At 60.3% G+C, this 24,882-nt stretch carries 16 protein-coding genes; 8 read left to right on the forward strand and 8 right to left on the reverse strand.

The genetic code is table 11. The features are described from left to right. The first annotated feature begins 47 nt into the window (after positions 1-47). From ACTJI7_RS19880 to ACTJI7_RS19900, 5 genes are all read left to right on the forward strand, one after another. On the forward strand, positions 48-1,379 hold the full coding sequence (locus ACTJI7_RS19880; RefSeq protein ID WP_063155561.1) for an MFS transporter: 1,332 nt from the start codon (positions 48-50) through the stop codon (positions 1,377-1,379). Positions 1,380-1,415: 36 nt separating this feature from the next. Beyond that, the gene (locus ACTJI7_RS19885; RefSeq protein ID WP_063155562.1) at positions 1,416-2,165 is read left to right on the forward strand and encodes an SDR family NAD(P)-dependent oxidoreductase; all 750 of its coding nucleotides are present in this window, start codon (positions 1,416-1,418) and stop codon (positions 2,163-2,165) included. A 12-nt stretch (positions 2,166-2,177) separates the two neighbouring features. Beyond that, positions 2,178-3,023 (forward strand): transketolase, encoded by an 846-nt coding sequence (locus ACTJI7_RS19890; RefSeq protein WP_063155563.1) that lies wholly within the window; start codon positions 2,178-2,180, stop codon positions 3,021-3,023. After that, positions 3,023-4,021: a transketolase family protein gene (locus tag ACTJI7_RS19895; protein ID WP_047364369.1), complete on the forward strand. Its 999-nt coding sequence runs from the start codon at positions 3,023-3,025 to the stop codon at positions 4,019-4,021. The genes ACTJI7_RS19890 and ACTJI7_RS19895 overlap by 1 nt, the downstream gene beginning before the upstream one ends. A 74-nt stretch (positions 4,022-4,095) precedes the next feature. Further along, positions 4,096-4,830: a class I SAM-dependent methyltransferase gene (locus ACTJI7_RS19900; RefSeq protein WP_063155564.1), complete on the forward strand. Its 735-nt coding sequence runs from the start codon at positions 4,096-4,098 to the stop codon at positions 4,828-4,830. Here the strand turns inward: ACTJI7_RS19900 and ACTJI7_RS19905 are convergent. Further along, complete coding sequence (locus ACTJI7_RS19905; RefSeq protein ID WP_028014155.1) at positions 4,824-5,426, reverse strand: short chain dehydrogenase; 603 nt, start codon at positions 5,424-5,426, stop codon at positions 4,824-4,826. The two genes, ACTJI7_RS19900 and ACTJI7_RS19905, sit on opposite strands and share 7 nt — an antisense overlap. A gap of 97 nt (positions 5,427-5,523) precedes the next feature. On the opposite strand from ACTJI7_RS19905, the gene ACTJI7_RS19910 reads away from it, so the two are divergent. Then, positions 5,524-6,411, forward strand: coding sequence for a LysR family transcriptional regulator (locus tag ACTJI7_RS19910; RefSeq protein ID WP_045260881.1), 888 nt, complete (start codon positions 5,524-5,526; stop codon positions 6,409-6,411). A 19-nt stretch (positions 6,412-6,430) separates the two neighbouring features. Further along, on the forward strand, positions 6,431-7,612 hold the full coding sequence (locus tag ACTJI7_RS19915) for an aminotransferase-like domain-containing protein (protein WP_047367525.1): 1,182 nt from the start codon (positions 6,431-6,433) through the stop codon (positions 7,610-7,612). 45 nt (positions 7,613-7,657) lie between these two features. Here ACTJI7_RS19915 and ACTJI7_RS19920 read toward each other — a convergent pair whose 3' ends face one another. Beyond that, complete coding sequence (locus tag ACTJI7_RS19920) at positions 7,658-8,077, reverse strand: nuclear transport factor 2 family protein (RefSeq protein ID WP_126344983.1); 420 nt, start codon at positions 8,075-8,077, stop codon at positions 7,658-7,660. Between the two features lie 97 nt (positions 8,078-8,174). Between ACTJI7_RS19920 and ACTJI7_RS19925 the strand changes: the two genes are divergently transcribed. Further along, a complete protein-coding gene (locus ACTJI7_RS19925) occupies positions 8,175-8,906 on the forward strand; it encodes an AraC family transcriptional regulator (RefSeq protein WP_248199693.1) in 732 nt (243 codons plus the stop codon). 1 nt (position 8,907) lies between these two features. Here ACTJI7_RS19925 and ACTJI7_RS19930 read toward each other — a convergent pair whose 3' ends face one another. From ACTJI7_RS19930 to ACTJI7_RS19955, 6 genes are all read right to left on the reverse strand, one after another. Continuing rightward, positions 8,908-9,255: a HigA family addiction module antitoxin gene (locus tag ACTJI7_RS19930; RefSeq protein ID WP_440670826.1), complete on the reverse strand. Its 348-nt coding sequence runs from the start codon at positions 9,253-9,255 to the stop codon at positions 8,908-8,910. A 10-nt stretch (positions 9,256-9,265) separates the two neighbouring features. Further along, positions 9,266-9,565: a type II toxin-antitoxin system RelE/ParE family toxin gene (locus ACTJI7_RS19935; protein WP_048957972.1), complete on the reverse strand. Its 300-nt coding sequence runs from the start codon at positions 9,563-9,565 to the stop codon at positions 9,266-9,268. Between the two features lie 303 nt (positions 9,566-9,868). Further along, positions 9,869-11,038 carry an HlyD family efflux transporter periplasmic adaptor subunit gene (locus tag ACTJI7_RS19940; RefSeq protein ID WP_088204896.1) on the reverse strand — a complete coding sequence of 390 codons (1,170 nt, stop codon included), beginning with the start codon at positions 11,036-11,038 and terminating at the stop codon, positions 9,869-9,871. Positions 11,039-11,048: 10 nt separating this feature from the next. After that, complete coding sequence (locus ACTJI7_RS19945; RefSeq protein ID WP_028014148.1) at positions 11,049-13,244, reverse strand: type I secretion system permease/ATPase; 2,196 nt, start codon at positions 13,242-13,244, stop codon at positions 11,049-11,051. Beyond that, positions 13,241-14,644 carry a TolC family outer membrane protein gene (locus tag ACTJI7_RS19950; protein ID WP_063155570.1) on the reverse strand — a complete coding sequence of 468 codons (1,404 nt, stop codon included), beginning with the start codon at positions 14,642-14,644 and terminating at the stop codon, positions 13,241-13,243. Before ACTJI7_RS19950 ends, ACTJI7_RS19945 begins: the two co-directional genes overlap by 4 nt. An 80-nt stretch (positions 14,645-14,724) precedes the next feature. Next, positions 14,725-24,831, reverse strand: coding sequence for a BapA/Bap/LapF family large adhesin (locus tag ACTJI7_RS19955; protein ID WP_440670823.1), 10,107 nt, complete (start codon positions 24,829-24,831; stop codon positions 14,725-14,727). Positions 24,832-24,882: the final 51 nt, after the last annotated feature.

A 24,882-nucleotide genomic window follows, 5' to 3' on the forward strand; every position in this document is an offset into this window, starting at 1 on the left:
AACGCAATAATAAAACGACTCATGGTGTTCGAATAATGAGGTAAGTTATGTCTCGTATAGAACAAGCTGTCCCCTACATAAAGACTAAAAAAACCAATTACCGTTTCGTTGTGCTGGCATTAATTTTTATTGTTTATGCCATTAACTATGCTGACCGAACAAATATTGGTGCGGTACTGCCGTTTATCATTGACGAATTTCATATCAATAATTTCGAAGCCGGTGCCATCGCCAGCATGTTTTTTTTGGGATACGCCCTGAGCCAAATTCCTGCGGGCTTTTTTATTGCCAAAAAGGGAATTCGCGGCATGGTGGCACTGTCGATATTCGGCTTCTCTGCCTTTACCTGGCTGATGGGCACCGCAACCTCGGTTCTGGGCCTGAAGTGTATCCGCCTGGGGCTGGGGTTAACAGAGGGGCCGTGCCCGGTCGGGCTGGCCTCCACCATCAATAACTGGTTTCCGCCAAAGGAGAAGGCCACGGCCACGGGCGTCTACATCGCCGCCACCATGTTCGCGCCCATCCTCGTGCCGCCGCTGGCCGTGTGGATCGCCATGACCTGGGGCTGGCGCTGGGTCTTCTTCTCCTTTGCGATCCCAGGATTGGTCATTGCCGTCCTGTGGTATCTGCTGGTACGCACGAAGCCGTCCGAGAGCGCATTCGTCTCTAAAGCGGAGCTGGAGACCATTACCGCCGGTCAGGAGACGCCGGACGCCAGACGTGAAAACATCGTGATTTCACCGGGCTTTGCACGCCTCGATCGGCTGATCCGCGTGCGGGAGTTAGCCCCGGTAAGCACGGTGAAAGGGCTGTTTACCTCGAAGAATATTCTCGGCGACTGCCTGGCCTATTTTATGATGGTCAGCGTGCTGTACGGACTGTTGACGTGGATCCCGCTCTATCTGGTGAAAGAGAAAGGCTTTACGTTTATGAGCATGGGGCTGGTCGCCAGCATGCCGTGCATCGGTGGATTTATCGGTGCGATTTTTGGCGGCTACGTCTCAGACAAACTGCTCGGCCGCCGACGTAAACCGACCATGATGTTTACCGCCATCAGCACCGTTTTAATGATGGTCATTATGCTGAATATTCCGCAAAGCACCGTGGCGGTTTGCGTCGGACTATTTTTTGTCGGTCTCTGTCTGAATATTGGCTGGCCCGCTTTTACAGCTTATGGCATGGCTGTTGCGGACAGTAAAACCTATCCCATTGCCGCGTCCATCATCAATAGCGGCGGTAATCTCGGCGGATTTGTTTCCCCGATGCTGGCAGGTTATCTGCTGGATAAAACAGGTAGTTTTAATTCCGTGTTTGTTTATTTCGGTATTTGCGCAGCCATTGGCTTAATTATGATTATGCTGCTGGAAGAGCCGAAATAAATCATTAAATCTCTCTTGTCCGAATGGAGTAAATATATGCTACTGAAAAATAAAGTCGCCGTTATTACCGGCGCGGCTTCCGTACGCGGTTTGGGTTTCGCTACGGCGAAATTATATGCCGAACAGGGTGCGAAAGTGGTGATTATCGATTTAAACGCTGAAGCCAGCCGGGCTGCCGCCGTGAGCCTGGGCGACGAACATCTGGGCCTTGCGGCGAACGTCAGCAATGAATTACAGGTTAATGCCGCCATTGAGCAGGTGCTGGGGAAATACGGGCGCATCGATATTCTGGTGAATAACGCCGGCATTACTCAGCCGATCAAGCTGATGGATATCAAACGCGAAAATTACGATGCGGTGCTTGACGTCAGCCTGCGCGGCACGTTGCTAATGTCCCAGGCGGTTATTCCCACTATGCGCGCGCAAAAGTCGGGCAGCATCGTCTGCATTTCATCGGTATCGGCCCAGCGCGGCGGCGGCATCTTCGGCGGCCCACACTACAGCGCTGCAAAAGCGGGTGTGCTGGGACTGGCAAAAGCCATGGCGCGTGAGCTGGGGCCCGACAATGTGCGGGTAAACTGCATCACGCCGGGTCTTATCCAGACGGACATCACCGCAGGCAAGCTGAGCGATGAGATGAAAACGTCCATTCTGGCGGGCATTCCGCTTAACCGCCTCGGAGACGCGCAGGATATTGCCCGCGCCGCGCTGTTCCTCGGCAGCGACCTCTCTTCTTACTCCACCGGTATCACGCTCGACGTGAACGGCGGGATGCTGATCCATTAAGGAGATACGACGATGACGGATACCACAGTTCAACAGGTTGCCGCCGCGGCCTGGCGCATTCGCCGCTACGCGCTGCGCATGGGCGAAGTGCAGGGGCAGGGCTACATCGGGCAGGCGCTGGGCTATGCCGATGTGCTGGCCACCGCGTTTACCCACGGAATGAACCTTAAGCCGGGCGAGCCGGAGTGGGAAGGGCGTGACCGTTTTCTGCTCTCCCACGGCCATTACGCCATTGCCTGTTATGCGGCCCTGATTGAAGCCGGGATCGTTCCTGAAGAGGAGCTGGAGACCTACGGTGCGGACGACAGCCGCCTGCCGATGTCCGGTATGGCAACCTACACGCCAGGTATGGAGATCTCCGGCGGTTCGCTGGGGCAGGGCTTAAGCATTGGCGTTGGCATGGCGCTGGGGCTGAAGCACAAGCAGAGCGCGGCATGGGTCGTTAACTCCATGTCGGACGGCGAGCTGGACGAAGGGTCAACCTGGGAAGCGGCGATGTCGGCGGCACATCACGGCCTGTCGAACCTGATCGTGCTGGTGGACATTAACCGCCAGCAGGCGGATGGCAACTCGCACGCGATCCTCGGCTTTGAGCCGCTGGAGGATAAATGGACCTCCTTCGGCTGGTACGTGCAGCGCGTGAACGGCAACGATGTTCCTGCGCTGGTGACGGCGTTTGATAACGCCAAACGCTACCCGGAAAACCAGCCGCGCGTCATTTTGTGCGACACGATGATGGGCAAGGGCGTGCCGTTCCTCGAAAAGCGTGACAAGAACCATTTTATTCGCGTGGATGCTGACGAGTGGCAAAAGGCACTCGCCGTGCTGGATGCCAACAAACCTGAAGGAGTGCTGTAATGAGCCAGACCACGGAGAAAAAACCGCGTTTAACCACGTCGGCGATGATTGCCTCTATCGCGGAAGAGGGCCAGGAGACGCGCGCCGCACCGTTCGGCCACGCGCTGGTAAAGCTGGCGGAACAGCGACCGGAGATCGTCGGCATGACGGCGGATCTGTCAAAGTACACCGATCTACACATTTTTGCCCAGGCCTACCCGGAACGCTTCTTCCAGATGGGCATGGCCGAACAGCTGCTAATGGGGGCCGCGGGCGGCATGGCGAAAGAGGGCTTTATTCCTTTCGCCACAACCTATGCCGTCTTCGCTACCCGCCGCGCCTACGACTTTATCCATCAGGTGATTGCTGAAGAGCACCTGAACGTGAAGATCTGCGCGGCGCTGCCGGGGCTAACCACCGGTTACGGGCCGAGCCACCAGGCGACGGAAGATATTGCGATTATGCGCGGTATTCCGGGCATGACGATTATCGATCCCTGTGACGCAATCGACACGGAACAGGCGGTGCCGGCGATGGCAGCACACGATGGCCCTGTCTATATGCGCCTGCTGCGCGGCAAGGTGCCGGTGGTGCTGGACCAGTACAACTACCAGTTTAAGATTGGCAAAGCTGCGCTGCTGGAAGAGGGGAGCGATGTCCTGATCGTCGCCTCAGGCCTGATGACCATGCGTGCGCTGGAGGCGGCGAAGCAGCTGCGTAAGGATAACGTCAGCGTGGCGGTGCTGCACTCGCCCACCATTAAGCCGCTGGACGAAGAGACGATCCTGGCGCAGGCCGCGAAGCCGGGACGGCTGGTCATCGTGGCGGAAAACCACAGCAGCGTAGGCGGGTTGTGCGAAGCCGTCGCGTCGCTGTTGATGCGCAACCGCGTGAACGTGGATTTCGATACCGTCGCGCTGCCGGATGCGTTCCTTGATGCGGGCGCGTTGCCAACCCTTCATGACCGCTACGGGATCTCAACCACAGCCATGGTGGAGAAAATCCGGCGCAGGCTGTGATTTATCAGACGGATACGTTGCCAACGGGCGAGGGGTGCTTTACCCTCGCCTCTGTTGCGATAAAGGAGTCCGTCATGGCACAAAACATCTACGACAACCCGGCGTTTTTTGAAGGCTACGCTCAGCTTCCGCGCTCGGTTCAGGGGCTGGACGGTGCGCCTGAGTGGCCTGCGCTCAAGGCAATGCTGCCTGATTTAACCGGCAAAGCGGTTATCGATCTCGGCTGCGGTTACGGCTGGTTCTGCCGCGCGGCGCGCGCGCTGGGCGCGTCTGACGTTACGGGCGTCGATATCTCAGAAAAAATGCTTGCCCGCGCGGCTGAACTGACGGATGACGCGGAGATTCACTATCAGCGTAGCGATCTGGAATCTCTTCAGCTTCGCGAAAACAGTCTCGATCTGGTCTATAGCTCGCTGGCGCTACACTACCTGCCGGAGCTGGACACGCTATTCGCCAACGTTCATCGCGCGCTAAAACCGGGTGGCAGCCTGGTCTTCTCGATGGAGCACCCAATTTACACCTGCGCCACCCGTCAGGGCTGGCTGACCGACGACAGTGGCGAGCGGTTCTGGGGCGTGAACCATTATCAGGACGAAAGCCAGCGCGTCAGCAACTGGCTGGCGGATGGAGTGATTAAATACCACCGCACGCTGGGCACCACGCTTAACGCGCTGATAAAGGCCGGGTTAACGATAAGTGAAGTCAATGAGTGGGGACCAACGCAGGCGCAGATTGACGCCTGGCCTGCATTGTCTGAAGAGGCGGAGCGCCCGATGCTGGTGCTGATTTCCGCCCGTAAGGCTCAGTAACCTACCTTATACACCCGCCCGCTCTGCACCCCTTCCACGCTGCGGCGGTAGGCCTGGGCCACGGTCGCGGCGGGAACGCTTTCAAAGCCAGGGAAGAACCCGTCATATGCTTCGGCGGATTCCGTCAGTACCGTTGGGCTAATCAGGTTAATGCGGATCCCGCGCGGCAGTTCGCAGGCTGCGGCGCGGACAAACCCTTCCAGCGCCGCATTGACCGTGGTGGCATTCACGCCCTGCGCAATCGGCTCGTGCGCCACAATCCCGCTTATCAGCGTAATCGAGCCGCCTTCGTTCAGATAATGCTGGCCGGTCAGCGCCAGACGCACCTGCCCGAGCAGCTTATCCTGCAGGCCCTGGTTGAAGTCGCTGTCCTTCATGGTCGCGAGCGGGCCAAAGTAGAGACCACCGCTGGCGGAGACAATCGCATCCACCGGGCCGATTTTCTCAAACAGCGCCTGCACGCTCGCCTGCGAGGTGATATCCACCTGGTAGTCGCCCCGCGTGCGACCCACGCGGATGACCTCGTGACGACGGCTTAACTCTTCGGTTACGGCACGACCGACCGTACCGCTGGCACCAATAATGACGATTTTCATATCCGACTCCTCATGTTGTGAGCCCTCATTCTTTAATAAATAAAAATTCAGATAAACTGGGCTAAAGTTAGATGATTACTAACCAGGAGTTTGGAATATGGATAAGCTTCGCGGCATGGAGACGTTTATCGCGGTGGTAGAGAGCGGCAGCTTTACCGGCGCGGCGGCGCGGCTGGAGATGTCGGCGGTGATGGTCGGGAAATATATTGCGCTGCTCGAATCTCAGCTCGGCACGCGGCTGCTGGAGCGCAATACCCGTCGCCAGAGCCTGACCGACGCCGGACGCGTTTATTTCGAAGAGGCCAGGCGCGTGCTGGAGCAGGTCTCGATTGCCGAAAGCGCGGTTGAACGGCTGCGCGCGGCGCCCGCCGGCACCCTGCGCGTCACCGCCCCCACGTCGTTTGGCGGCTGCGCGATCGCCCCTCTGACGGCCACATTTTTGCAGCGCTACCCGGAAGTGCGTATCGAACTGGATCTCACCAACCGGATGGTCGATCTGGTGGAAGAGGGGGTCGATCTGGCCATTCGCATTGGCGATATCCGCAATGACGATCTGGTGGCGAAATATCTGTGTCCCTACAACATGGTGATCTGCGCCGCGCCGGATTATCTGGCGCGACACGGCACGCCGCAGACGCCCGCCGATCTGGTGGATCATCTGTGCCTGTCTCACACGGTGTGGACCGCGCGCAACGAGTGGCGTCTGCCGGGTGCGGAAGGGGAGGTGCGCTGGAAGCGGGATGCGATCTTAAGATGCAACGACGGCTACGGCTTACGCATGGCTGCGCGAGCCGGGGCAGGGCTGCTGCTGCAACCGGAAGTGCTGGTGGCGGAAGAGCTGGCAAGCGGCAGGCTGGTGCGTGTGCTGGAGCCGTTCACGCCCGCGCCGAGGCCGGTGCATTTACTGTGGCGTCAGGATTTGCGTCCCCTCCCTAAGCTAACGGAATTTATTGCTCATATTCTGCTAAGATTGGGCACAATATAAAAAAGAAGGTAATCAAAGAATGTCTGCAAACAAACTCGCCAGCAGCGCGCAGGGCCTGCAATCATCTGCCATCCGTGAATTATTAAAACATAGCAAAATGGCGGGCGTGATTTCGCTGGGCGGCGGTATTCCCAATCCGGACCTGTTCGATCGCGAAGGGCTTAAAATTGCCGCCGATGCCGTGTTGTCACAGAATTTTGGCGAGGCGTTCCAGTATGGCCTGACGGAAGGCGTACCGGGGCTGCGCGAAGAAATCAAACGCATCTGCGAGGGGCGCGGCATCGCCTGTAAGGCCGATGACGTGGTCATTACTTCCGGCTCTCAACAATCTCTGGACGTGCTGGCGCGTGCGTTAATTAATCCGGGCGATACGGTTGTCGTTGAACGTCCTACCTATCTCGCCGCGCTGCAGGTCTTTGGCCTGGCACAGGCGAATTTTGAATCCGTCGGCACCGACGGCGACGGCATGAAGGTCGATGAACTTGAAGCGTTGGTGGCGAAGAAAACCATCAAGGCGGTTTATATCGTTCCAACCTTTGGTAACCCTGGCGGCGTAACGCTTTCCGAAGCGCGCCGTAAACAGCTGGTGGAATTATCAAAGCGCTATGATTTCGTGATTATCGAAGACGATCCGTACAGCGAAATTAACTACACCGACGACGTGTTCCGCCCGCTGATTGCCCATGCGAAAGATATCGGCAATGAGGATAACGTGGTGTACACCTCTACCTTCTCCAAAATCCTCGCGCCGGGCACCCGCGTGGGCTGGGTGCTGGTGCCGGAATGGCTGAAGCGCGCGGTGGTGAACCTCAAGCAAACCACCGATCTGCACACCAGCACGCTGTCCCAGCTGATGACCTACGAGTACCTGAAAACCGGGCGTCTGGCGAACCAGATTAAAATGATCCGCGAGGCCTATCGCCAGAAATACCAGACGTTTGCAACGGAACTGGAAGCCGAGCTGGGCGATGTGATGTCGTTCCACAAGCCGAAGGGCGGGATGTTCCTGTGGGCAAAAATGAACAACGGCATGAATACGACGAAATGGCTGGAAAAAACCTTAAGCAACGGCGTGGTGTTTGTACCGGGCGAGTTCTTCTACTGCAACGAACCGGACCCGACAACGCTGCGCATGTCATTCGTCACCCCAACGGATGAGCAGCTTAAAGAAGCGGTTCGACGCCTGAAGATCTCCCTGTAACAGAGCGCGCATAACGGCAGTTGCCGTTGTGCGCGCAGGGTGAGCTTATTGTGTGGCGTGGGCGAGCGCGCGGTCTGAAGCATCGTCGCCGATCGTCTGCGTCACTTCATGGATACGACAGATTTTCCCCTCGCGCAGTGCGGCAAACATATACACCTCTAATTCCGCCTGGCGACCATCTGGATACGTCACCGTGGCCCAGTGCCGGTCTGCTAAAAGATTCTCGTGACAGGCCAGCTCTTCTACCCTGAATGCGATCGCGCGGATCTGCGAGCGGACGTGGTTCAGGTGCTGCACAAAACCCAGAAAATCAAGCGCGTGACCATCCGTGTACTGCTGGTAATCGGGCGTAAACACCTCTGCGGGATCTAATTCGCCTTTGAACAAGCGGCTTAACAGGCACGCCATTTTTTCGCGCTGTAGGGTATTGTCAGGCTGGGCTATCAGGGTTGTGATGATGCTCATGTTGGCTCCTTGTGTAGTTGAGCCACCATTATCCTTGACAGTCGACGGCGCAGTTTCTGTAATACGTCGATGAATAACGATTTTCGGCCAGGATAAGATGATCGGTACAGAGACGCTCCGCCATCCCGGCGGTTACCGCACCGCGTGGCACAGCCATCCCACCGGACAACTCTGGCGTATTGCAACGGGGCTGCTGGTGATTGAGACCCAACAGGGGCGTTCGGTTGTACCGGCAAACCATATTGGCTGGATCCCGTCGGGCCAGCAGCACGCCGCCTTTTCTGAAAGCGCGATAGAAGGCTGCGCTATCTATCTTGACCCTGCGTGCTGTGCAATGCTTCCCGATGCCCCCGCGCTGTTCGAGCCCGACGATCTCACTCATGCACTGTTTTCCCGCTTAAGCGTTGCAGAAAACGAGTACGATCCGCGAAAGCTCACCCTGCTGCTGGATGAGCTTGCCCTGACGTCTCAGGTGCACTTTTATCTGCCCGTACCGACGGATCTGCGTCTGAAGAACGTGGTCAGCCACTTGCTGCAGTGTGTCGATGATAATCAAACGGTCAAGAGCCATGCCAGCCATGCCGGGATGAGCGTGCGTACGTTTAACCGTCGATTTAGCGCCCAGACGGGAATGAACTTCGTCAACTGGCGGCAGCTGGCGCGCGTCATGCAGGCAATGGAGTGGCTGGCGGCGGGGAAGCCGGTGGGATGGATTGCGCTGTCCTGCGGCTACAGCAGCGTCAGCGCATTTATTGAGGTTTTCAGAATGTGGACCGGTAAAACGCCGGGGCAGTGGGGGATTAAAGGTGGCGCTATAGAGCCGGTTTGATTCAGGCCACATCCGGCTGGCCTGATTTCCTTTTTGCCATGATTTCTGCAATCGTTTTTATACGGCTCAACTCCTCCTGAGTCCGGGAATTGGTTTGCGCTTCCCAGACGTCGACGTTTAGCTGCAGGTTCAACCAGGATTCAATGGTGGTATCAAACGCCTTGGCCAGTCTGATTGCCATATCGGCCGTCAGTTTACGATTATTATTAACGAGAGCACTGATGGTGTTACGGTGCACGTTAAGCATTTCCGCGAGATCGCTAATTTTCAGATTGAGCGGCTCAAGATATTCATACTGCAACACATCGCCCGGCGTGGTGGGTTTGCGTAGAGCCTGTTGAAGAGTCATAGGTAATGCCTCATTTGTATGGCGTATACTTGTGCGGAGAGAGGTAGAGATCGTCTGCTTTGCCCTCTGACCACCTGAATACCAACCTGTATTGCCTGTTAACGCGAATCGCAGAGTACCCTGCAAGCGGGGGATTCAGCGATTCATACATATTGCCTGGCGGGGATCTCAGCTCCCGGTGCGAGGTGGCAGCGTTGATCATATCCAGCTTCCTCGCTAAGGCTGATTCAAGGCTTGAAGGGATCACATTGCTTGATTTCCCGTACAGAAAAAAATCCTTAAGCCATTGATCACGAAAATGATTAATCATAGCGCTTATGAGCTCCACTCCATGAAGCTATGTGGATAATAATGCACTCTTGCACAGTGCGCAAGTGCGTTTCGATTGGCGGCTATGTTACCCTGATGCAGGCTGAAGGAAAGCGGAAGGCGTCATTAAAAGCGGTTTCTTCGAGGCGGATTCCAGAAAAGGGGGATTGTGGTGTGGGTGCGGCATGATGCCCTCTCCCACAGGGCTGAAGAACCCCCACAAATTAATGCGAGCAGCGAATCATCCCCTCGCCCCTTTGGGGAGAGGGGGAAGGGGAAGATCGTAGCCGCTGCCCGGCGAAGTCTATCGCTCCCTCAGCGCCTCCTTCGCCCGGTTAAACGGCTTGATCAGATAATCCAGTACCGTTTTCTCTCCGGTCTTGATGTCCACTGTGGCAATCATCCCCGGCACGATCGAGAAATGCCTGCCCGCCTTATTCACCAGGTAATCCTGGCTGGTGCGGATAAACACGCGGTAGTAGAACACCTCCGGCTTGGCCTCGTCCTGGATAGTGTCCGGGGATATGGTCTCCACCACCCCGTGCAGCCCGCCGTAGATGGCGTAATCGTAGGCGGTGATCTTCACCAGCGCCTCCTGATTCGGGTGGATAAAGGCGATATCGCGCGGCGAGAGGCGGGTTTCAATCAGCAGATGATCGTCCACCGGCACAATCTCCATCAGCTCGCCGTTGGGCGGTATGACGCCGCCTATGGTGGTGACTTTGATGTTTTTCACGATCCCGCGCACCGGGGATTTTACCGTCAGGCGGGTGACGGAATCCTCGCGGCCTTTGAGGATCGCCGAGACCATATCCACCTCGGCGTTGGCCTTGGATAGCGCCTCGCGCGCCTGAACGTAGTACTGGGAACGCACGTCGGTGAGCTTCAGCTCCAGGTCGCTTTTCTGTCGCTGCAGGCGGAGCACTTCCACGTGGCTGGCGGCGCCGGTTTTTACCAGCCGCTGGGTGATTGCCAGCTCTTTGTTTGCGAGATCTAACGCTGAACGCAGTTCACGCTGCGTGTCCTCCAGCTGCGCGCGGCGCGAATTGTAGAGCCGCGTTTCGGCGGCGGTTAGTTCGGTCCATTTCTCCAGCGAAGGCGGGAACTTCAGCGGCAGATCGTTCACCTCGGCGTACAGACGGGCGCTGGAGGCAAGCGACGCGCGGTAGCGCGCCGCGCTTTCGCCGACGTTCGATTCGGAACGTGTTGGATCCAGCCGCGCCAGCACCTGTCCGGCCTGCACCTGATCGCCTTCGTGTACGTTCAGCTCGGTGAGGATCCCCCCGTCCAGCGACTGCAGCACCTGCTCGCGCGAGCTGGGGATCACTTTTCCGGTTCCCGTTGAGACTTCATCCAGCATCCCAAACCACGCCCAGACGCCCAGCGCCACAAACATCAGCAGCGAAAAGATCACAATCCGCCGCGCGCCGGTATAGCCGCTTTCGGAGTCGAGCGCATTATCCAGATCGTCCATCGCCGCTACGTCACGCTGACTGATTTTCATTTTTCCACTCCCGTCCGGTTGCTGCCTGCTGCTGTTGCTGCATGCGGCTGTTGTTCAGCGCCTGCGCTTTTGGCGCGTCCATGACCAGCATCCCATCTTTCAGCACGACCACGCGCTCCACCAGCTCCAGCACCGGCACGCGGTGGGTGGCGACAACCAGCGTCCGGTTGCCGAGCCACGCCCCCAGGCGCTGGATAAATTCCCGCTCGGTGTGTTCATCAAGGGAGGCGGTCGGCTCGTCCATCAGCACGATATTCGGATCGCGCAGCAGCATCCGCGCCAGCAAAATCGACTGCCGCTGCCCGCCGGACAATCCCACGCCGTTCTCCATGATCGGGTAGTCCAGACCCTTTGGCAGCTTCTGCACAAAGCTGGCCGCGCCGCACATCTCCAGCACCTCGAAGATCTCTTCGTCGGTGGCGCGCGGCATGCCGAGGGTGATGTTCTCGCGCAGGGTGCCGTAAAACAGCCGCGCGTTCTGGGTCATAAAGCCGACGTTTCGCCGCACGTCGGCCACGTCAAGATGCGGCAGGCTGAGGTTGTCGAGCCGCAACTCGCCGGCCGCCAGATCCATGCCGCCCGCCATCGCCTGCAGGAGAGTGGATTTGCCCGCGCCGTTACGCCCGAGGATCGCCACTTTCTCGCCCGGCCTGATCTCCAGACGGTTAATGCGCAGCGCCATGCGCGGATCTTCCGGCTGATAGCGGAACTGCGCCTGCTCGAAAAGATAGTGTCCGCGCAGCACGTCCTGGCGGATCGGCGTCTCTTCACGCTGATTTTCAGTAGGAAGCTGCATAATGCTGTCCAGCCCCTCTTTGGCGGCCTTAACCTGCTGCCAGCGGGCCAGCACGCCGCACAGCGTCGCCATCGGGGCGATCATCCGGGAGGCCAGCATCGAGGCGGCCACCACCGACCCGGTGGTCAGCGTGCCGTCAATCACCATCGGCGCGCCAACCACGATCACGGCGGCGTAAACCAGGCTCTGGACGGTCATCCCCCAGCTGATCAGGTTCTGGGTGAGCTCGCGGGTGCGCAGGCCGGATTCCGCGGTGATCTGGATATAGCTGTTCCACTGCTGCAAAAAGCGGTTCTCCGCCTGCATCAGCTTGATGTCCTCCAGCCCCTGCACGCTCTCCACCAGCACCGCGTTGCGCAGGGTGGATTCATGCGCCGACTGCTTCGCCAGCTCGGCCAGCTTTTTTTGCAGCAGCAGGCCCGGCAGCACCATGATTACCGCCGCTACCGGGGCGATCCACGCCAGCTGCGGCGCGATGATCGCCAGCACCACCACAAACAGGAAGAAGAAGGGCAGATCGACAATCGTCGAGATGGTGGAGGAGGTGACCATCTCGCGGATCTGCTCCAGCTCGCGCAACTGGGAGATAAAGCTGCCGGTGGAGCGCGGAATGGCGCTGTGGCGCAGCCGCAGCGCGTGGCCGAACACGCGATCCGAGACGCGCAGATCCGAGCGTTTGCCCAGCAGATCCATAATGTGCCCGCGCGCAACGCGCAGCACAAAGCCAAACAGGGTGGCGATCAGCACCCCGATGGTCAGCACGTAAAGCGTCGGGTAGGACTGGGCGGGGATCACCCGGTCATACACCTGCATGGAAAAGACAATGCCGGAGAGGGAGAGCACATTGATAAACAGCGCCGCCAGCATCACCCAGCTGTAGGGGCGCAGGTCGCGCATCACCAGCCGGTAGAGCCAGTCCGGACGGTACTTTGAGATGTAGGCGTCCACGCGGCTGTCCTTAAGCGCGGCCAGCGGACGCAGGGCGATAACGTGGCGGATGGCGGGCAGCATTGCGCTCATCGACAGGCGGTTGGTGTATGTCTTGTCGTCGAAAAAGCTGACCTCGAGCGTATCTTCTCCGTCGAAATTCTCGATCACGCCGATTTTTCCGTCGTTCAGCGCCACCACCACCGGCAGACGCCAGCTGTTGATCGACTGCTGATCGGCCGTCAGCAGCTGGAACGTCAGCCCGGCTTCACGGGCAAGCTGAGTCAGCGCGGGCACCATCGGTTTGCCTTTCAGCCACGGCGCGCCCGCGACGAGCGAGCCTGGCGAACAGGCAACGCGGTAGCGCGTGGCGACAAAGCCAAACGCCTGAGCCCACTGCTCCAGCGCCTCATCCGTCATCGTTTCCCCCTGCGGGATGTCGCGTTGCTTCATGGCTGGATCTCCACGGTCTGGATGGTGCGGTTATCAAGATCGAACGCATGACGCAATTGCCCGGTGTTATAGAGGCAGTTGAGCTGCAGCTGATGCAGCTGACCGAGGGTCTGCTGCTGGGTAAAGCGCGCCTGATAGACCTCCTGCTCGGCGTTGAGCACGTCCAGCAGCGGGCGCGAGCCGAGATCGAGATACTGCTGCTGGTAGAGCTCGCGAGTGCGGGCGCTGAGCGCCTCCTGGCGGCCCTGAATTTGCAGCGTGCTTTGCAGGCTCATGACCTGGCTGCGGGCCTCCAGCAGCTTCTGGCGGACATCGAGGCGCGTGCGCTGAATGGTCGACTGCGCCGCTTCCACCGCGTGACCGGCGGCGTTGCGTCGGGCGGTGAGTCCGCCGCCCTGATAGAGCGGCATCTGGACTTTCACCCAGGCGGAATATTGGGTGCGGTCCCGCGTTTCGTTACCCGCGTAGCGATCGTTCAGGTAGTGACGGACTTCCGGCTCCAGCGAGACGGTTGGCGTCATCTGCGCGTCGGCGTAGTCAAGGTTAGCCTGAGCGACGTTCGCCTGTGCCCAGGCGGCGAGGACCGCAGGCACCAGACGATCGTCCGGCTCGGCGATATCGCAACTGCGGGCCAGCTTCTGCGGAAAGTCATTGCTGATATCGTTCAGGCTGTTCCAGCCGAGAAAGCTCATCAGCGTGGCGCGGGCGCTGTCGAGGCTGGCCTGATACTGCATCAGCTGGGCGCGTGCCCCTTCAATGCGCGCGTCGGTCTGCACCACGTCAGACAGGGAAGTGGCCCCTTCGTCGTTACGCTGGCGGGTCAGGGTGCCTATTGATGAGAGGGCGTCAAGCTGCTCTTTGGCGGTGTCGACCATCTGCTGCCAGGTTTGCACCTGCACCATGGCGATAGCGGTATCGTGGGCGATGGTGTCGATACTGACCAGCACGTTGGCCTGCTGCTGGGCGACCCCGGCGTTTTCGGCCCGCACCTGGCTTGCCACTTTGCCGAAGTCGTAGAGCATCTGTGAAAGAGAGAGCACCAGCGACGGCGTAAAGCCGTTCTGGTCGCCGTCGTGGGAATACCCGTTGTCCATGCCGGCGTTGATTTGCGGATAGTATTTCGATTTGGCGACGTCGACCTCTTCGTTCTGTTCGTAGAGTTTGCCCACGGCTTCAGCGATCGCCGGGTGCCAGGTGACGGCGCGATTAACGGCCTCGCCAAGCTGTAGTGAACCGGGAGCGGCTTTGCCTGCCACCGGGGCGACGCGGCCATTCAGTGAGGGGAGTTCCTGCGTTTCGCGGAGCTGTCCGGTATTGATGGTTGCCGCCGGGTTTGCCGCGATGGCGGGTGCAGATATCAGGCAGCACGAGAGCCACCAGTAAGGCATCTTTATTCCCATGTCTTGTCCCTAATAAATAAGTACAGCTTTATTATTTATGCCCGGGCGCTGTGCGCCCGGGTCATGTCCTGCAGGTGCTATCAGGTAATGATGTGTTGCTGGTTCACAAGCTCGTCGTACGTGGTCTGCACGTTATCAAGCGTAACGAGTGCAGTATTAGTGTAGGTGCTCCCTGCGCCGTCACGGTCGATGGAGATCACAGTGTTGCTACCGCTTTGCGTGACATTGATATAATTCCCCAGCGAGGCGGTATTACCGTCCCAGCCCACCAGCAGATCGCCAATGTCGATCTTGTCTCCCTGCGCCAGGGAGAAGTTCGTCCAGTGGTCGCCGCCGGCGCTGGTGATGTTGCCCCCCGTCGCGTTGCCCGCCGTGCTGTTCAGCACCTGATAAATCAGCGTGTCGCCGTAGGCCGTACCGCTAATCACATCGTTATGCTCCGAACTGATAAATTTCGGCGCCATGTTGATGGTCAGCGACGCGGTGTCCGTGGTGCCGTTGGCATCGGTCAGGGTGTAGTTAAAGACCTCCTTCGTGGTAATGGTAGAGAGCGATATCCCCGGGTTGAGCGTATAGGTGTAACTGCCGTCTGCGGCAATCGCCAGCGTGCCGTAGTGACCCGTGATGCTCGACTGCGTGCTGCCGGTGTAGGGATCCAGCGTAGTGGTAATGCCGTCGTAGCCGGTAATGCTCACGCGGGTATCCACCGAGTGCAGCTGGTCCATCGTCCCTGCGGAACCGGTGCCGTCGAAAATGTTGCCGTCAACGGTGTGGGTGCCCGTGGCGTCGAACTGCGACAGCGAGTAGCTTGTGCCGGTGACGCTTGGGGTGATGGTGATATTTCCTACTCCCAGCGGCCCCATTCTGCCGGTATAGCTCAGGGTGTAGGTCCCCGCCTCCAGGTCGAGACCCGTCAGGTTGACCGTTGCCGTGCCGCCCAGCAGCAGCCCGCCGTTGAACGAGCCGGTTCTGACGGTGGTGGCGCCGTTGGTCAGCGTCCAGTCAACCGTCAACCCTGTAAGCGTCAGCAACGAGGCGACGTTAAACGACAGCACCACGTTGTGCAGCGCGGTATTGGCATCCACCACGAAGGTGCCGGAGCCGGAGCCCTGTGTTGAAGCGAGCAGCGCGGCGTTCCAGCTCGCCGACCCGACGGTTGTATCCGAGTACGCGGCGGTGTGGTGTACCGACGTCACGTCCATCGCGGTGCTGACATCATTCACCGCATCCATCGGCTGCGCGGTTGGGGTGATGTTGAGCGAAGCCGTGTCTTTCGTGCCGTCCGGCGCGGTAATGGTGTAGACGAAGGTATCCGGGGTGCTGATGTGGTCAACGCCGACGCCGCTATTCAGGGTGTAGGTGTACTCCCCGGCCGCGTTGATGCTCAGCGTACCGTACTCACCGGTAATGTTCGTCAGACCGCTGCTGTTCACCGCTACGCCATTAACCTCCGTCACCAGCGTGCCGACTGGCGCAATATCATCCGACAGAACGTCCCCGGTAGTGCTCGCGCTGACGCTCGCCACGCTGTAGACATGATCCTGCAGCACGTCCAGCGTGTAGGCCGTCAGGGCGGTGATCCCCGCAGCCGTATTCAGCAGGAACAGGTACTCACCGGCCGGCAGCTGCAGCGTCAGCTGAGGCGAGGTGCCGCCCAGCAGCGGCGCGCGCAGCCAGCCTGGTTCAACGCGCATCTGCTCGAAGGTCTGGGTCGCGTTGTTGAACTTGTAGACATACAGATCAAACACCGACGCCAGCGCCACGCCGCCCACGGAGGCCTGGATGGTCATGGTGCGGGTAGTGCCTTCCTCCACGTTATAGATGATGGGATTGGTCATATCGTCCAGCAGGTTCAGCCCCAGCGTGTTGCCGAGATTGATTCCCACCAGGGTAAAGCCGCCCTGGGACGACGTACCGTTGTCAATCGCGTTGACGGTGGTATCGAAGGTCAGCGAGTTCGTATCGTCAACCGCGACAATACCGCTGGTGGCGGTACCGGTGCCCAGCGACAGCACCAGATTCGCCGACGCGCTGACGCCGTTATGCGTGATGGTGTAGCTGAAGCTCTCCGTCCGGCCAATCACCGATGCGCTGGTGTTGGTCAGATCGTAGGTGTAACTGCCGTCGCGGTTAATGGTCAGCGTACCGTACTGACCCTGGATCACCGTGCCGTCGGCAGTGACGCTGGTGGTGACACCCTGGGCGTTGGTGACGGCCGTGACCGTTGCCCCTGCCGGAGCGTTGTCGCTGCCTGCGGTTGGGTCAACGTCGGTGATCACGTTACCGCCGAGGCTGGTATCGCCCGTAACGGTGCCCGGCCCGGTCTCTTTCACCGCCACGTCGAGGCTGGTGTAGGAGCCGGTTGCCAGCAGGTTGGTGTTATAGCTCAGCACGCGGTAGTTGCCGTCCGCCAGCCCGGTCAGGTTCAGCGACACGCCGGTTGCGCCGAGGGTCAGCAGGTCGGCAAACTGCGGCTGTCCGGTATCGACTACGGTAGTCCAGGTGTTGTTAACGGTGTCAAAGCGCTGTACCACCAGCTCAAGGGTGTTGAGCAGAGAGAGCACCGCGCCCGTGGCGTTGGCGTTCACGACGATATCCGCGCTGCCGCCGCTGCCCACGGTGAAGTTGACCTGAGCGGTGTCATTACCGAGCAGCGTCAGGACGTTGCCCACGGCGCCGACCAGCAGGAAGCCGTAGTCGCTGTACTGGCTGTTGGTAACGGTGGCCGTGGTGCTGAGATCCAGCTCTTCGACATTATTGCTGGCGGAGAGCGGCACCACTGGCGCAAGCGCCGAGCCGGGCTGCGAGATATTGCCCGCCGCGTCGGTGGCGGTGATTTGCAGCGTCTGGCCTTCAGTCTGTTTGTTAACGAAGGTGTAGCTGTACGTGCCGTTGCTGCCCGCTGTGGTCGTGACCGTCGAGCCGTCCGTGAGTCGGATGGTGACGGTACTGCCTGCTTCAGCATTCCCGGTTAATACGCTACCGTCGGCGTTGAAGGTTCCGGTTGGGGCAGTTGGCGCGGTCAGATCGACGATAATCGTCGTCACGGCCGATGCCGGGCTGGTGTTGCCTGCGGCATCGGTGGCCGTGGCGGTGAAGTTGTGGGTGCCCTGCGTCAGCGTGGTGGTTTCCGGCAGCGTCCAGTTGCCATTGCCGTCGGCGGTGACGGTGCCCACCAGCGTGATGCCATCGTAGATCCGTACCGTTGCATTCGCTTCGGCGGTCCCGCTCAGGGCCGGACGCGTGTCGTTGGTCGGGTTGGTGCCGGTTACCGGACCGATGACGCTGCCGACATCATCAATTACCGAGCTGATGACCGGCGCTGCCGGGGCAAGAGTATCGACGTTAATCGTGTACCCGGCGGTTGGCGCGCTGGCATTGCCCGTCGCATCGGTGGCGGTAAAGGTCAACGTGTGCGGGCCGTTGCCCAGCGCCGGAGAAGGCGTATAGCTCCACGCCCCGCCGGTGGCGATCACGCTGCCGATCTGCACGCCGTTATCGAAGATTTTCACCGTAGAACCCGCTTCCGCCGTACCGCTGAGGGTTGGCTGCGCGTCGTTGGTTATTCCTCCGTTCGCGACTGGCGTTGCCGCATTGCCGACGTCATCCAGAATGCTGGTGAGCACCGGCAGCGCTGGCGGTGCGGTGTCAATCGTCAGACTGAAGCTTGCGGACGACGCGCTGGTGTTGCCTGCGGCATCCGTAGCCTGCGCGGTGAAGCTGTGCGCCCCCTCTGTCAGCGTGGTATTGAGTAAGATACTCCAGCTGCCGCTGCCGTCTGCGGTGCCCGTCCCGACCAGCGTGGTTCCCTCATAGATATTCACGGTGGCAAACGGTTCGCTGGTTCCGACCAGCCGCGGTACGGTGTCGTCGGTCGTCTGCCCGGACGTGATTGGCCCGGTAATGCTCCCTACATCGTCAATCGCCTGGCTGATAACCGGCGCGGTGGGTGCCGTGCTATCGACAACCAGCGTAAAGCCTGGCGAGGCGGGGCTGATGTTCCCTGCGGCATCGGTGACCGTGGCGGTCCAGGTGTGGCTGCCAGCCGCCAGCGGCGTGGACGGCGTAAAGCTCCATGCACCGGTACCGTCTGCCAGCGCGGTGCCGACAGGCTGCCCGTTTTCATAGATAGTGACCGTGGCGTTGGCCGTCGCGGTGCCGCTCAGCGTTGGCGTGGTGTCGTCGGTGCTTTGCCCGGAAGTGAGCGGGGTTTGAATACTGCCCACGTTATCTGCCGCGGCTGAAATGACCGGCGCAGACGGCACGCCCGTATCCACCGTCAGGTTAAACGGTGCCGTTGCAGTACCCACGTTGCCCGCCGCGTCGGTGGCGTTGAAGGTAATGGCATGCGGTCCGTCGATCAGATCGGTACCCGGCGTGAAGGTCCAGCTGCCCTGGGCATTGACCACGGCGGTGCCAATTTCGTTGCCATCAACAATCACGTGCACCGTAGAACCCACGTCGCCCGTACCGTTGAAGGTCGGACGCGCGTCGTTAGTGCTGTTACCCGACGTGAGCGTCCCCGTGATCGGTGCGACATCGTCAATCACGCTGGTCACCACCGGCACGCCGGGGCCTGCGGTATCGACGGTGAAGGCGAAGACCGACGAGTTCGCCGAGGCGTTGCCCGCGGCATCCGTTGCGTACGCGCGCAGGGAGTAGCTGCCGTCGTCCAGCGGCGTGGTCGGGGTGAAGGACCAGTTACCGTTTCCGTCGACGGTCGTCGTACCCAACTGCGTACCGTTATTCATTATGTAGATGGTGCTGCCTGCCTGTCCGGTGCCGCTAATCGTTGGGGTGTTGTCGTTGGTCGCCTGCCCGCTGGTGAGGTTGCCCGTGACGCCGCCAGGGACGTTATCACTTACCGTATCCAGCGTTGGAACCGTCGGCGCCGTGAGGTCAACCACCACGCTCCACGGGGCGGAGACCAGGCTCAGGTTACCCTGCGGATCGGTTGCCTGAACCGTGAACGCGTGTGGCCCTTCGACAAGCGCGGTCTCTGGCGTAAAGCTCCACGCGCCGGTGCCATCAGCCGTAACTACGGCAATCTGGGTAGCGCCATCGAAAATGGTTACGATGCTGTTTGCGTCCGCTGTCCCCGAAAGGGTTGGCGTGGCGTCGTTCGTTTCGCTGCCGCTCGCTACCGGGGTGGCGGTATTGCCCACATTATCCGTTACGCTGGTGATGACCGGCGTGGTGGAAATGGAATCCACCACGATGGTGAAGTCCGCCGAAGGACCGCTCTGATTTCCCGCCGGATCGCTCTCGCGGATGGTCAGAACGTTACTGCCTTCTGGCAGGGCGGGCGTGGTGTAGCTCCAGGTGCCGGTATTACCAACCACCACGCTGTCCAGCAGCACGCCGTTGTTATAGATGGAGATGGTATCACCCACCGCGCCGGTGCCGGTGAGGGTCGGCTGGCTGTCGTTGGTGGTCTGGCCGCTGGTCAGCGGACCGGTGACAGGACCCACGTCATCAATGACCGAGCCAATGGTTGGCGTGCCCGGCGCGGTCAGATCGACGGTTACGCTGGCCGCCGGAGAGCGGCCGCTGGTGGCACCGTTGAGGGTCGCAGTCACCTCAAAGGTGTGCAGCCCCTCGCCAAGCGCGGCCGGCGTATAGCTCCAGTTGCCGCTGCCGTCGGCGGTCACCGTTGTTAATGGCGTCGTGCTACCGTCCTGATAGATAGTTATCACGCTGCCCGCTTCGGCCGTACCGGTAAGCGTTGGCGTGGTGTCGTTGGTGGTTTTGCCTTTCACATCGCCGGTGACCGGGTCCACGTCATCGACGATGGCCGTAATAATGGGAACCTGCGGCAGCTCAAGCGGCGAGTCGGTGACGATAAAAGGCACGTCAGCGCTGGCATTTCCTGCGGCGTCCGTGGCAGTCACGGTCAGCGTGGTTGGATCCAGCTGCGCCGGGCTCAGCGCAATGGAGAAGCTGCCGTCGCTGCCGACAACCCCGGTACCAATGACCGTAGTACCGTTTGTCACGGTAATGATGCTGCCCGCTTCACCGGTACCGGTCAGCGGTGTTCCTTCATCTGGCAGGCTCATGTTGCCCGGATCTGCCGGGGCAACGGTATCTACCGTCACGCTCACCGGTGCGGAACTCCCTGAAATATTGCCCGCCGGATCGCTGGAAGAGACGGTGAAGGCATACTGGCCATCCGGTAGCGTTGTGCCTGCGGTCCAGCTCCAGCTGCCGTCCGACTGTATCGTTACCGGTGCTCCTGACGGGGTACCGTCGATGGAGACGATAACGGTGGCGCCGGGCTCGCCGGTCCCGGTCAGGGTCGGCGTGCCGTCATTCGTATAAAGCAGGTTATTAGACAGCTGGCTGCCCTCAACCTCGGTAATGGCCGGGACTTCAGGCGCAAGGGTATCGAGCGTGACGGAAACGACCGGGCTCGGCGCGCTGACGTTACCCGCGGCATCGACTCCCGCAACGGTGATGTTCAGCAGGCCGTCCTGCTGTGGTGGCAGGACAAAGCTCCATTCTCCGTTAACGACATCGACACGTCCTACCTCAACGCCGTTGTTGTAAACGATGACCGTGTCGCCAGTCGTGCCGGTACCTCCGACGGTTGGCGTCGCATCGGTGATTAAGCCCCCATTCGGCTGGCCCCCGACGGCGTCAAATACCGGGACATCCGGTGCTACGGTATCCACGGTAATCGTAATCGCTGGCGACGGGTCAGAGACGTTGCCCGCCTCATCGGTGGCGGTGGCGGTATAGACGTGGCTGCCTTCCCCAATATTACTGTCAGGACGCCAGCTCCAGTTGCCGTTGCTGTCTACCGTCACGGTGCCCACGATGGTCGGTGTGCCGTTAACGGTATCAGTGATGTTGATAACGTCATTCGCCGTACCGGTGCCGCTCAGGACCGGGCGCGGATCGTTGGTGGTTCCGCCATCGGGAACGGGGCCGGTTATCTGGCTGACGCTGTCGGTAATCACCGGTGCTGCTGGTGCTGTTGGCGCATCGGTATCAATGGTGATGGTGACCGGCTGCGACGGGGCGCTTTCGTTGCCCGTGCCGTCCATATTGGTGACGGTCAGGGTAATGTCATAGGTGCCGTTAGGCAGCGGGGTAGCTGGCGTCCAGGTCCAGTTGCCGGTGCCGTCCACGAGCACATCATCAAGCTTGACCCCACCGTTGTAGATGGTCACGGTATCGCCCGGATTGCCGGTGCCGCTCAGGGTCGGCGTGGTGTCGCGGGTGGTTTCTCCCGGGTTCAGCGGCGTTTCTGTGCCGTCAGGATTGACGGTGATTGCCGGGATCTCCGGCGTGGCTGGCGGAACGGTATCTACCGTCAGTTCAAACGGCGTTGAGATGGTGGTATTGCCCGCGGCATCCGTGGCATGCACCGTCAGCGTATGCGGGCCGTCGGTGAGCGGGATAACGGGGGTAAAGCTCCAGCCGCCGCTGCCGTCGAGGGTCGCGGTGCCGAGCAGGGTGGTTCCGTCATAGACGGTAATCACCGCATCTGCCGGCGCGGTGCCGCTCAGGGTCGGCGTGGTGTCGTCGGTGGTGTCGCCGCTGGTAAGCGGCCCGTTAACGCCGCCGACGTCATCGGTTACGGTGGCGATGGTGGCCGCCGCTGGCGGTGTGGTATCGACGGTCAGGGTGAAGCCGCCTGACGGCTGGCTGGTATTACCCGCTCCATCGGTGGTGACGGCGGTAAAGGTATAGGTGCCGTTAACAAGCGGTGTGGTTGGGGTATAGGTCCACGTGCCGCTGCTGTCGATCACAATGGTAGTGAGATCGACGCCGTCCTGGCGGATGGTGACGGTTGAGCCCGGCTCCGCGGTGCCGTTGAGCGTCGGCGTGGTGTCATTGGTGCTGTCGCCAGAGTTGAGCGCGCCGAGGCGCTCTGGCACGTCATCCACCACCTGGGTAATGACCGGCGCATCCGGGGCAATGCTGTCAATGATGATGCCCCAGCTGTTGGAAACGTCGCTAATGTTGCCCGCTGCGTCAGCTGCGACGGCGGTCAGGGTATGTTGACCCTCAGCGATCGGGGTGTCCGGAGTAAAGCTCCACGCGCCGAGGCCATCGGCGACGGTGGTTCCAATATCAATCCCATCCACGCGGATGGTGACCGTGGCGTTGGCCGCGGCGGTACCGCTGAGCGTCGGGGTTGAATCATTGGTGGTCTCATTGAGGTCGAGCGAGCCGGTTCGTCCGGGCACATCGTCAATGACCTGCGTAATCACCGGGGCGGCCGGTGCCGTCCCGTCGACGATAATGGTCCACGCGTTCGATTGTCCGCTCGGGTTACCGGCGGCATCCGTCGCCGTTGCCGTCAGCACATACGTACCATCGGCCAGCGGAGAGGGCGGCGTAAAGTTCCACAGGCCGGATGAGGGGACGACCACCGTGCCGATGATATCGCTGCCGTTGAAAATCGTGATGGTCGAACCGGGTTCGCCCGTGCCGTTCAGGGTCGGCGCCCGGTCGTTGGTCAGCCCATTCTGGTCCACGGGACCGGTTGTGTTCAGCACGTCGTCAATCACCGACACGATAACCGGGGCCTGCGGTGGGGTGATATCCGGCGCTGCTGCGGAGGTTGCTGGCCCCGTGTTGCCCGCAGCGTCGGAGGCGTCTGCGGTCAGGATTTCGCCGTTGAGCTTAGGCGGGGTCAGCGTCAGGCTAAAGTTGCCCTCGCTGTCGGCCACCGGGGTGCCAAGGATAGCGTCGCCTTCACGGATGGTTACCGTGCTGCCAGGCTCCGCGGTGCCGGTGATGGTGCCGCCATCATTCGATACGACGAGGTCGCCGGGGGCCAGCGGCGGCGTGGTGTCCACGGTGAAGATGATCGGCTCTGAGGCCGCACTCTGGTTTCCGGCTGCATCGGTTTCAACGACGGTTATCGTGTGCGTTCCGTCCGGGAGCGGGCCGTCTGGCGTGACGCTCCAGGTGCCGTTCGGCAGCACCGTTGTGGTTCCAACCGCGACGCCGTTATCGTAGATAGTGATTGTGCCACCGGGCTCGCCCGTTCCCGCCAGGATCGGCTTTGACGCATCGGTAGGCGTGCCTGCGGTTATGGTCCCTCTGATCGCACCCGTATCGTCGGTCAGCACAATCGCGGTTGGCGCGGTCGGCGGGGTAAGATCCACGGTGAGGGTAAATACCGGCGAGGCCGGTCCGAGGTTGCCGGCGGCGTCGGTTGCCCGCACGGTAATCTGGTGGGTGCTTTCAGTCAGATCGGTTGACGGGGTAAATGTCCAGGTGCCGTTGCTGGCGACGAGCGCCGTGCCAATGGCGACTCCGCCGTCATAGATGGTTACGGTGGAACCCGCCTCCGCGGTGCCGCTGAGCTGCGGGCGTGGATCGTTGGTGCTGCCGCCGTTTGTGACCGACCCCGTTTGAGGATCAATATCGTCCGTCACGCTGCCGATCGTTGGGGCATCGGGTGCGGTGAGATCCGGCGCCGTAATCGTTGTGCCCTGGCTGGTATTCCCGGCCGCATCCGTCGCGGTGGCGGTCACCTGTTCGCCGTTGGTCAGCGGAGTGCCGAGAGACACGGTAAAGTTGCCGTCACTGCCGGTTTTTCCGGTGCCAAGGACGTTGCCGTTCGCGTCTTTCAGCGTGATGGTACTGCCGGGCTCGGCGGTACCGGTGACGCTTTTACCGTCCGACGAGAACTGAAGGCTGGAGGGGGCATTCGGCGGTGTTGTATCCGGGTTGGTGGGATCGACTGGCGTACTGGGGTTAGGGTTAGGATTGTTGTTATTCCCATCATCGTCATCCCCGCCGCCGCCGCCGCTGGAGCTTGCCACCGCCGCGATGGCGCCAGCCGCGACAATGCCGCCCAGCGCCCACGGCCAGATGGCGGCACCACCTGCATCACTCCCGGATGCGGCCAGCAAGGCGTCCGTGGACGCGATGGATTCGTACGTGGCGGCTCCGGTGGGATCTTCAATCCACCATAACGCACCGTCACTCTCCTGGAGCACCAGCTGGCTCACGCCCTGCGCGTCGGTGACATAGAAATTTTTAAGGGTGATCACTTCCCCGGAGTGCAGTGTCACCACCAGATCGTTACCACTTCGCGCGAAGTGGGAGACATCGGCTCGCTCTACATGAAGCTCAACGATAGAGGAATGGCTCAGCGTAACCTGTGTGCCTTCCGTAGTCGTTTCCACGCCAGTGAGTTTTGATATAACAGAGATTTGGCTCATTTAGGTATTACTCCAGCAGAGTTATCGTGAACGACGAGCAAGACGAGCCAT

It is taken from the genome of Enterobacter sp. 22499, assembly GCF_052044815.1.
Classification (GTDB): Bacteria; Pseudomonadota; Gammaproteobacteria; order Enterobacterales; family Enterobacteriaceae; genus Enterobacter; species Enterobacter bugandensis.

Coding starts and splice junctions, on each gene's coding strand:
- ACTJI7_RS19880 (WP_063155561.1), top strand. CDS start 48: ATGTCTCGTATAGAACAAGCTGTCCCCTACATAAAGACTAAAAAAACC.
- ACTJI7_RS19885 (WP_063155562.1), top strand. CDS start 1,416: ATGCTACTGAAAAATAAAGTCGCCGTTATTACCGGCGCGGCTTCCGTA.
- ACTJI7_RS19890 (WP_063155563.1), top strand. CDS start 2,178: ATGACGGATACCACAGTTCAACAGGTTGCCGCCGCGGCCTGGCGCATT.
- ACTJI7_RS19895 (WP_047364369.1), top strand. CDS start 3,023: ATGAGCCAGACCACGGAGAAAAAACCGCGTTTAACCACGTCGGCGATG.
- ACTJI7_RS19900 (WP_063155564.1), top strand. CDS start 4,096: ATGGCACAAAACATCTACGACAACCCGGCGTTTTTTGAAGGCTACGCT.
- ACTJI7_RS19905 (WP_028014155.1), bottom strand. CDS start 5,426: ATGAAAATCGTCATTATTGGTGCCAGCGGTACGGTCGGTCGTGCCGTA.
- ACTJI7_RS19910 (WP_045260881.1), top strand. CDS start 5,524: ATGGATAAGCTTCGCGGCATGGAGACGTTTATCGCGGTGGTAGAGAGC.
- ACTJI7_RS19915 (WP_047367525.1), top strand. CDS start 6,431: ATGTCTGCAAACAAACTCGCCAGCAGCGCGCAGGGCCTGCAATCATCT.
- ACTJI7_RS19920 (WP_126344983.1), bottom strand. CDS start 8,077: ATGAGCATCATCACAACCCTGATAGCCCAGCCTGACAATACCCTACAG.
- ACTJI7_RS19925 (WP_248199693.1), top strand. CDS start 8,175: ATGATCGGTACAGAGACGCTCCGCCATCCCGGCGGTTACCGCACCGCG.
- ACTJI7_RS19930 (WP_440670826.1), bottom strand. CDS start 9,255: ATGACTCTTCAACAGGCTCTACGCAAACCCACCACGCCGGGCGATGTG.
- ACTJI7_RS19935 (WP_048957972.1), bottom strand. CDS start 9,565: ATGATTAATCATTTTCGTGATCAATGGCTTAAGGATTTTTTTCTGTAC.
- ACTJI7_RS19940 (WP_088204896.1), bottom strand. CDS start 11,038: ATGGACGATCTGGATAATGCGCTCGACTCCGAAAGCGGCTATACCGGC.
- ACTJI7_RS19945 (WP_028014148.1), bottom strand. CDS start 13,244: ATGAAGCAACGCGACATCCCGCAGGGGGAAACGATGACGGATGAGGCG.
- ACTJI7_RS19950 (WP_063155570.1), bottom strand. CDS start 14,644: ATGGGAATAAAGATGCCTTACTGGTGGCTCTCGTGCTGCCTGATATCT.
- ACTJI7_RS19955 (WP_440670823.1), bottom strand. CDS start 24,831: ATGAGCCAAATCTCTGTTATATCAAAACTCACTGGCGTGGAAACGACT.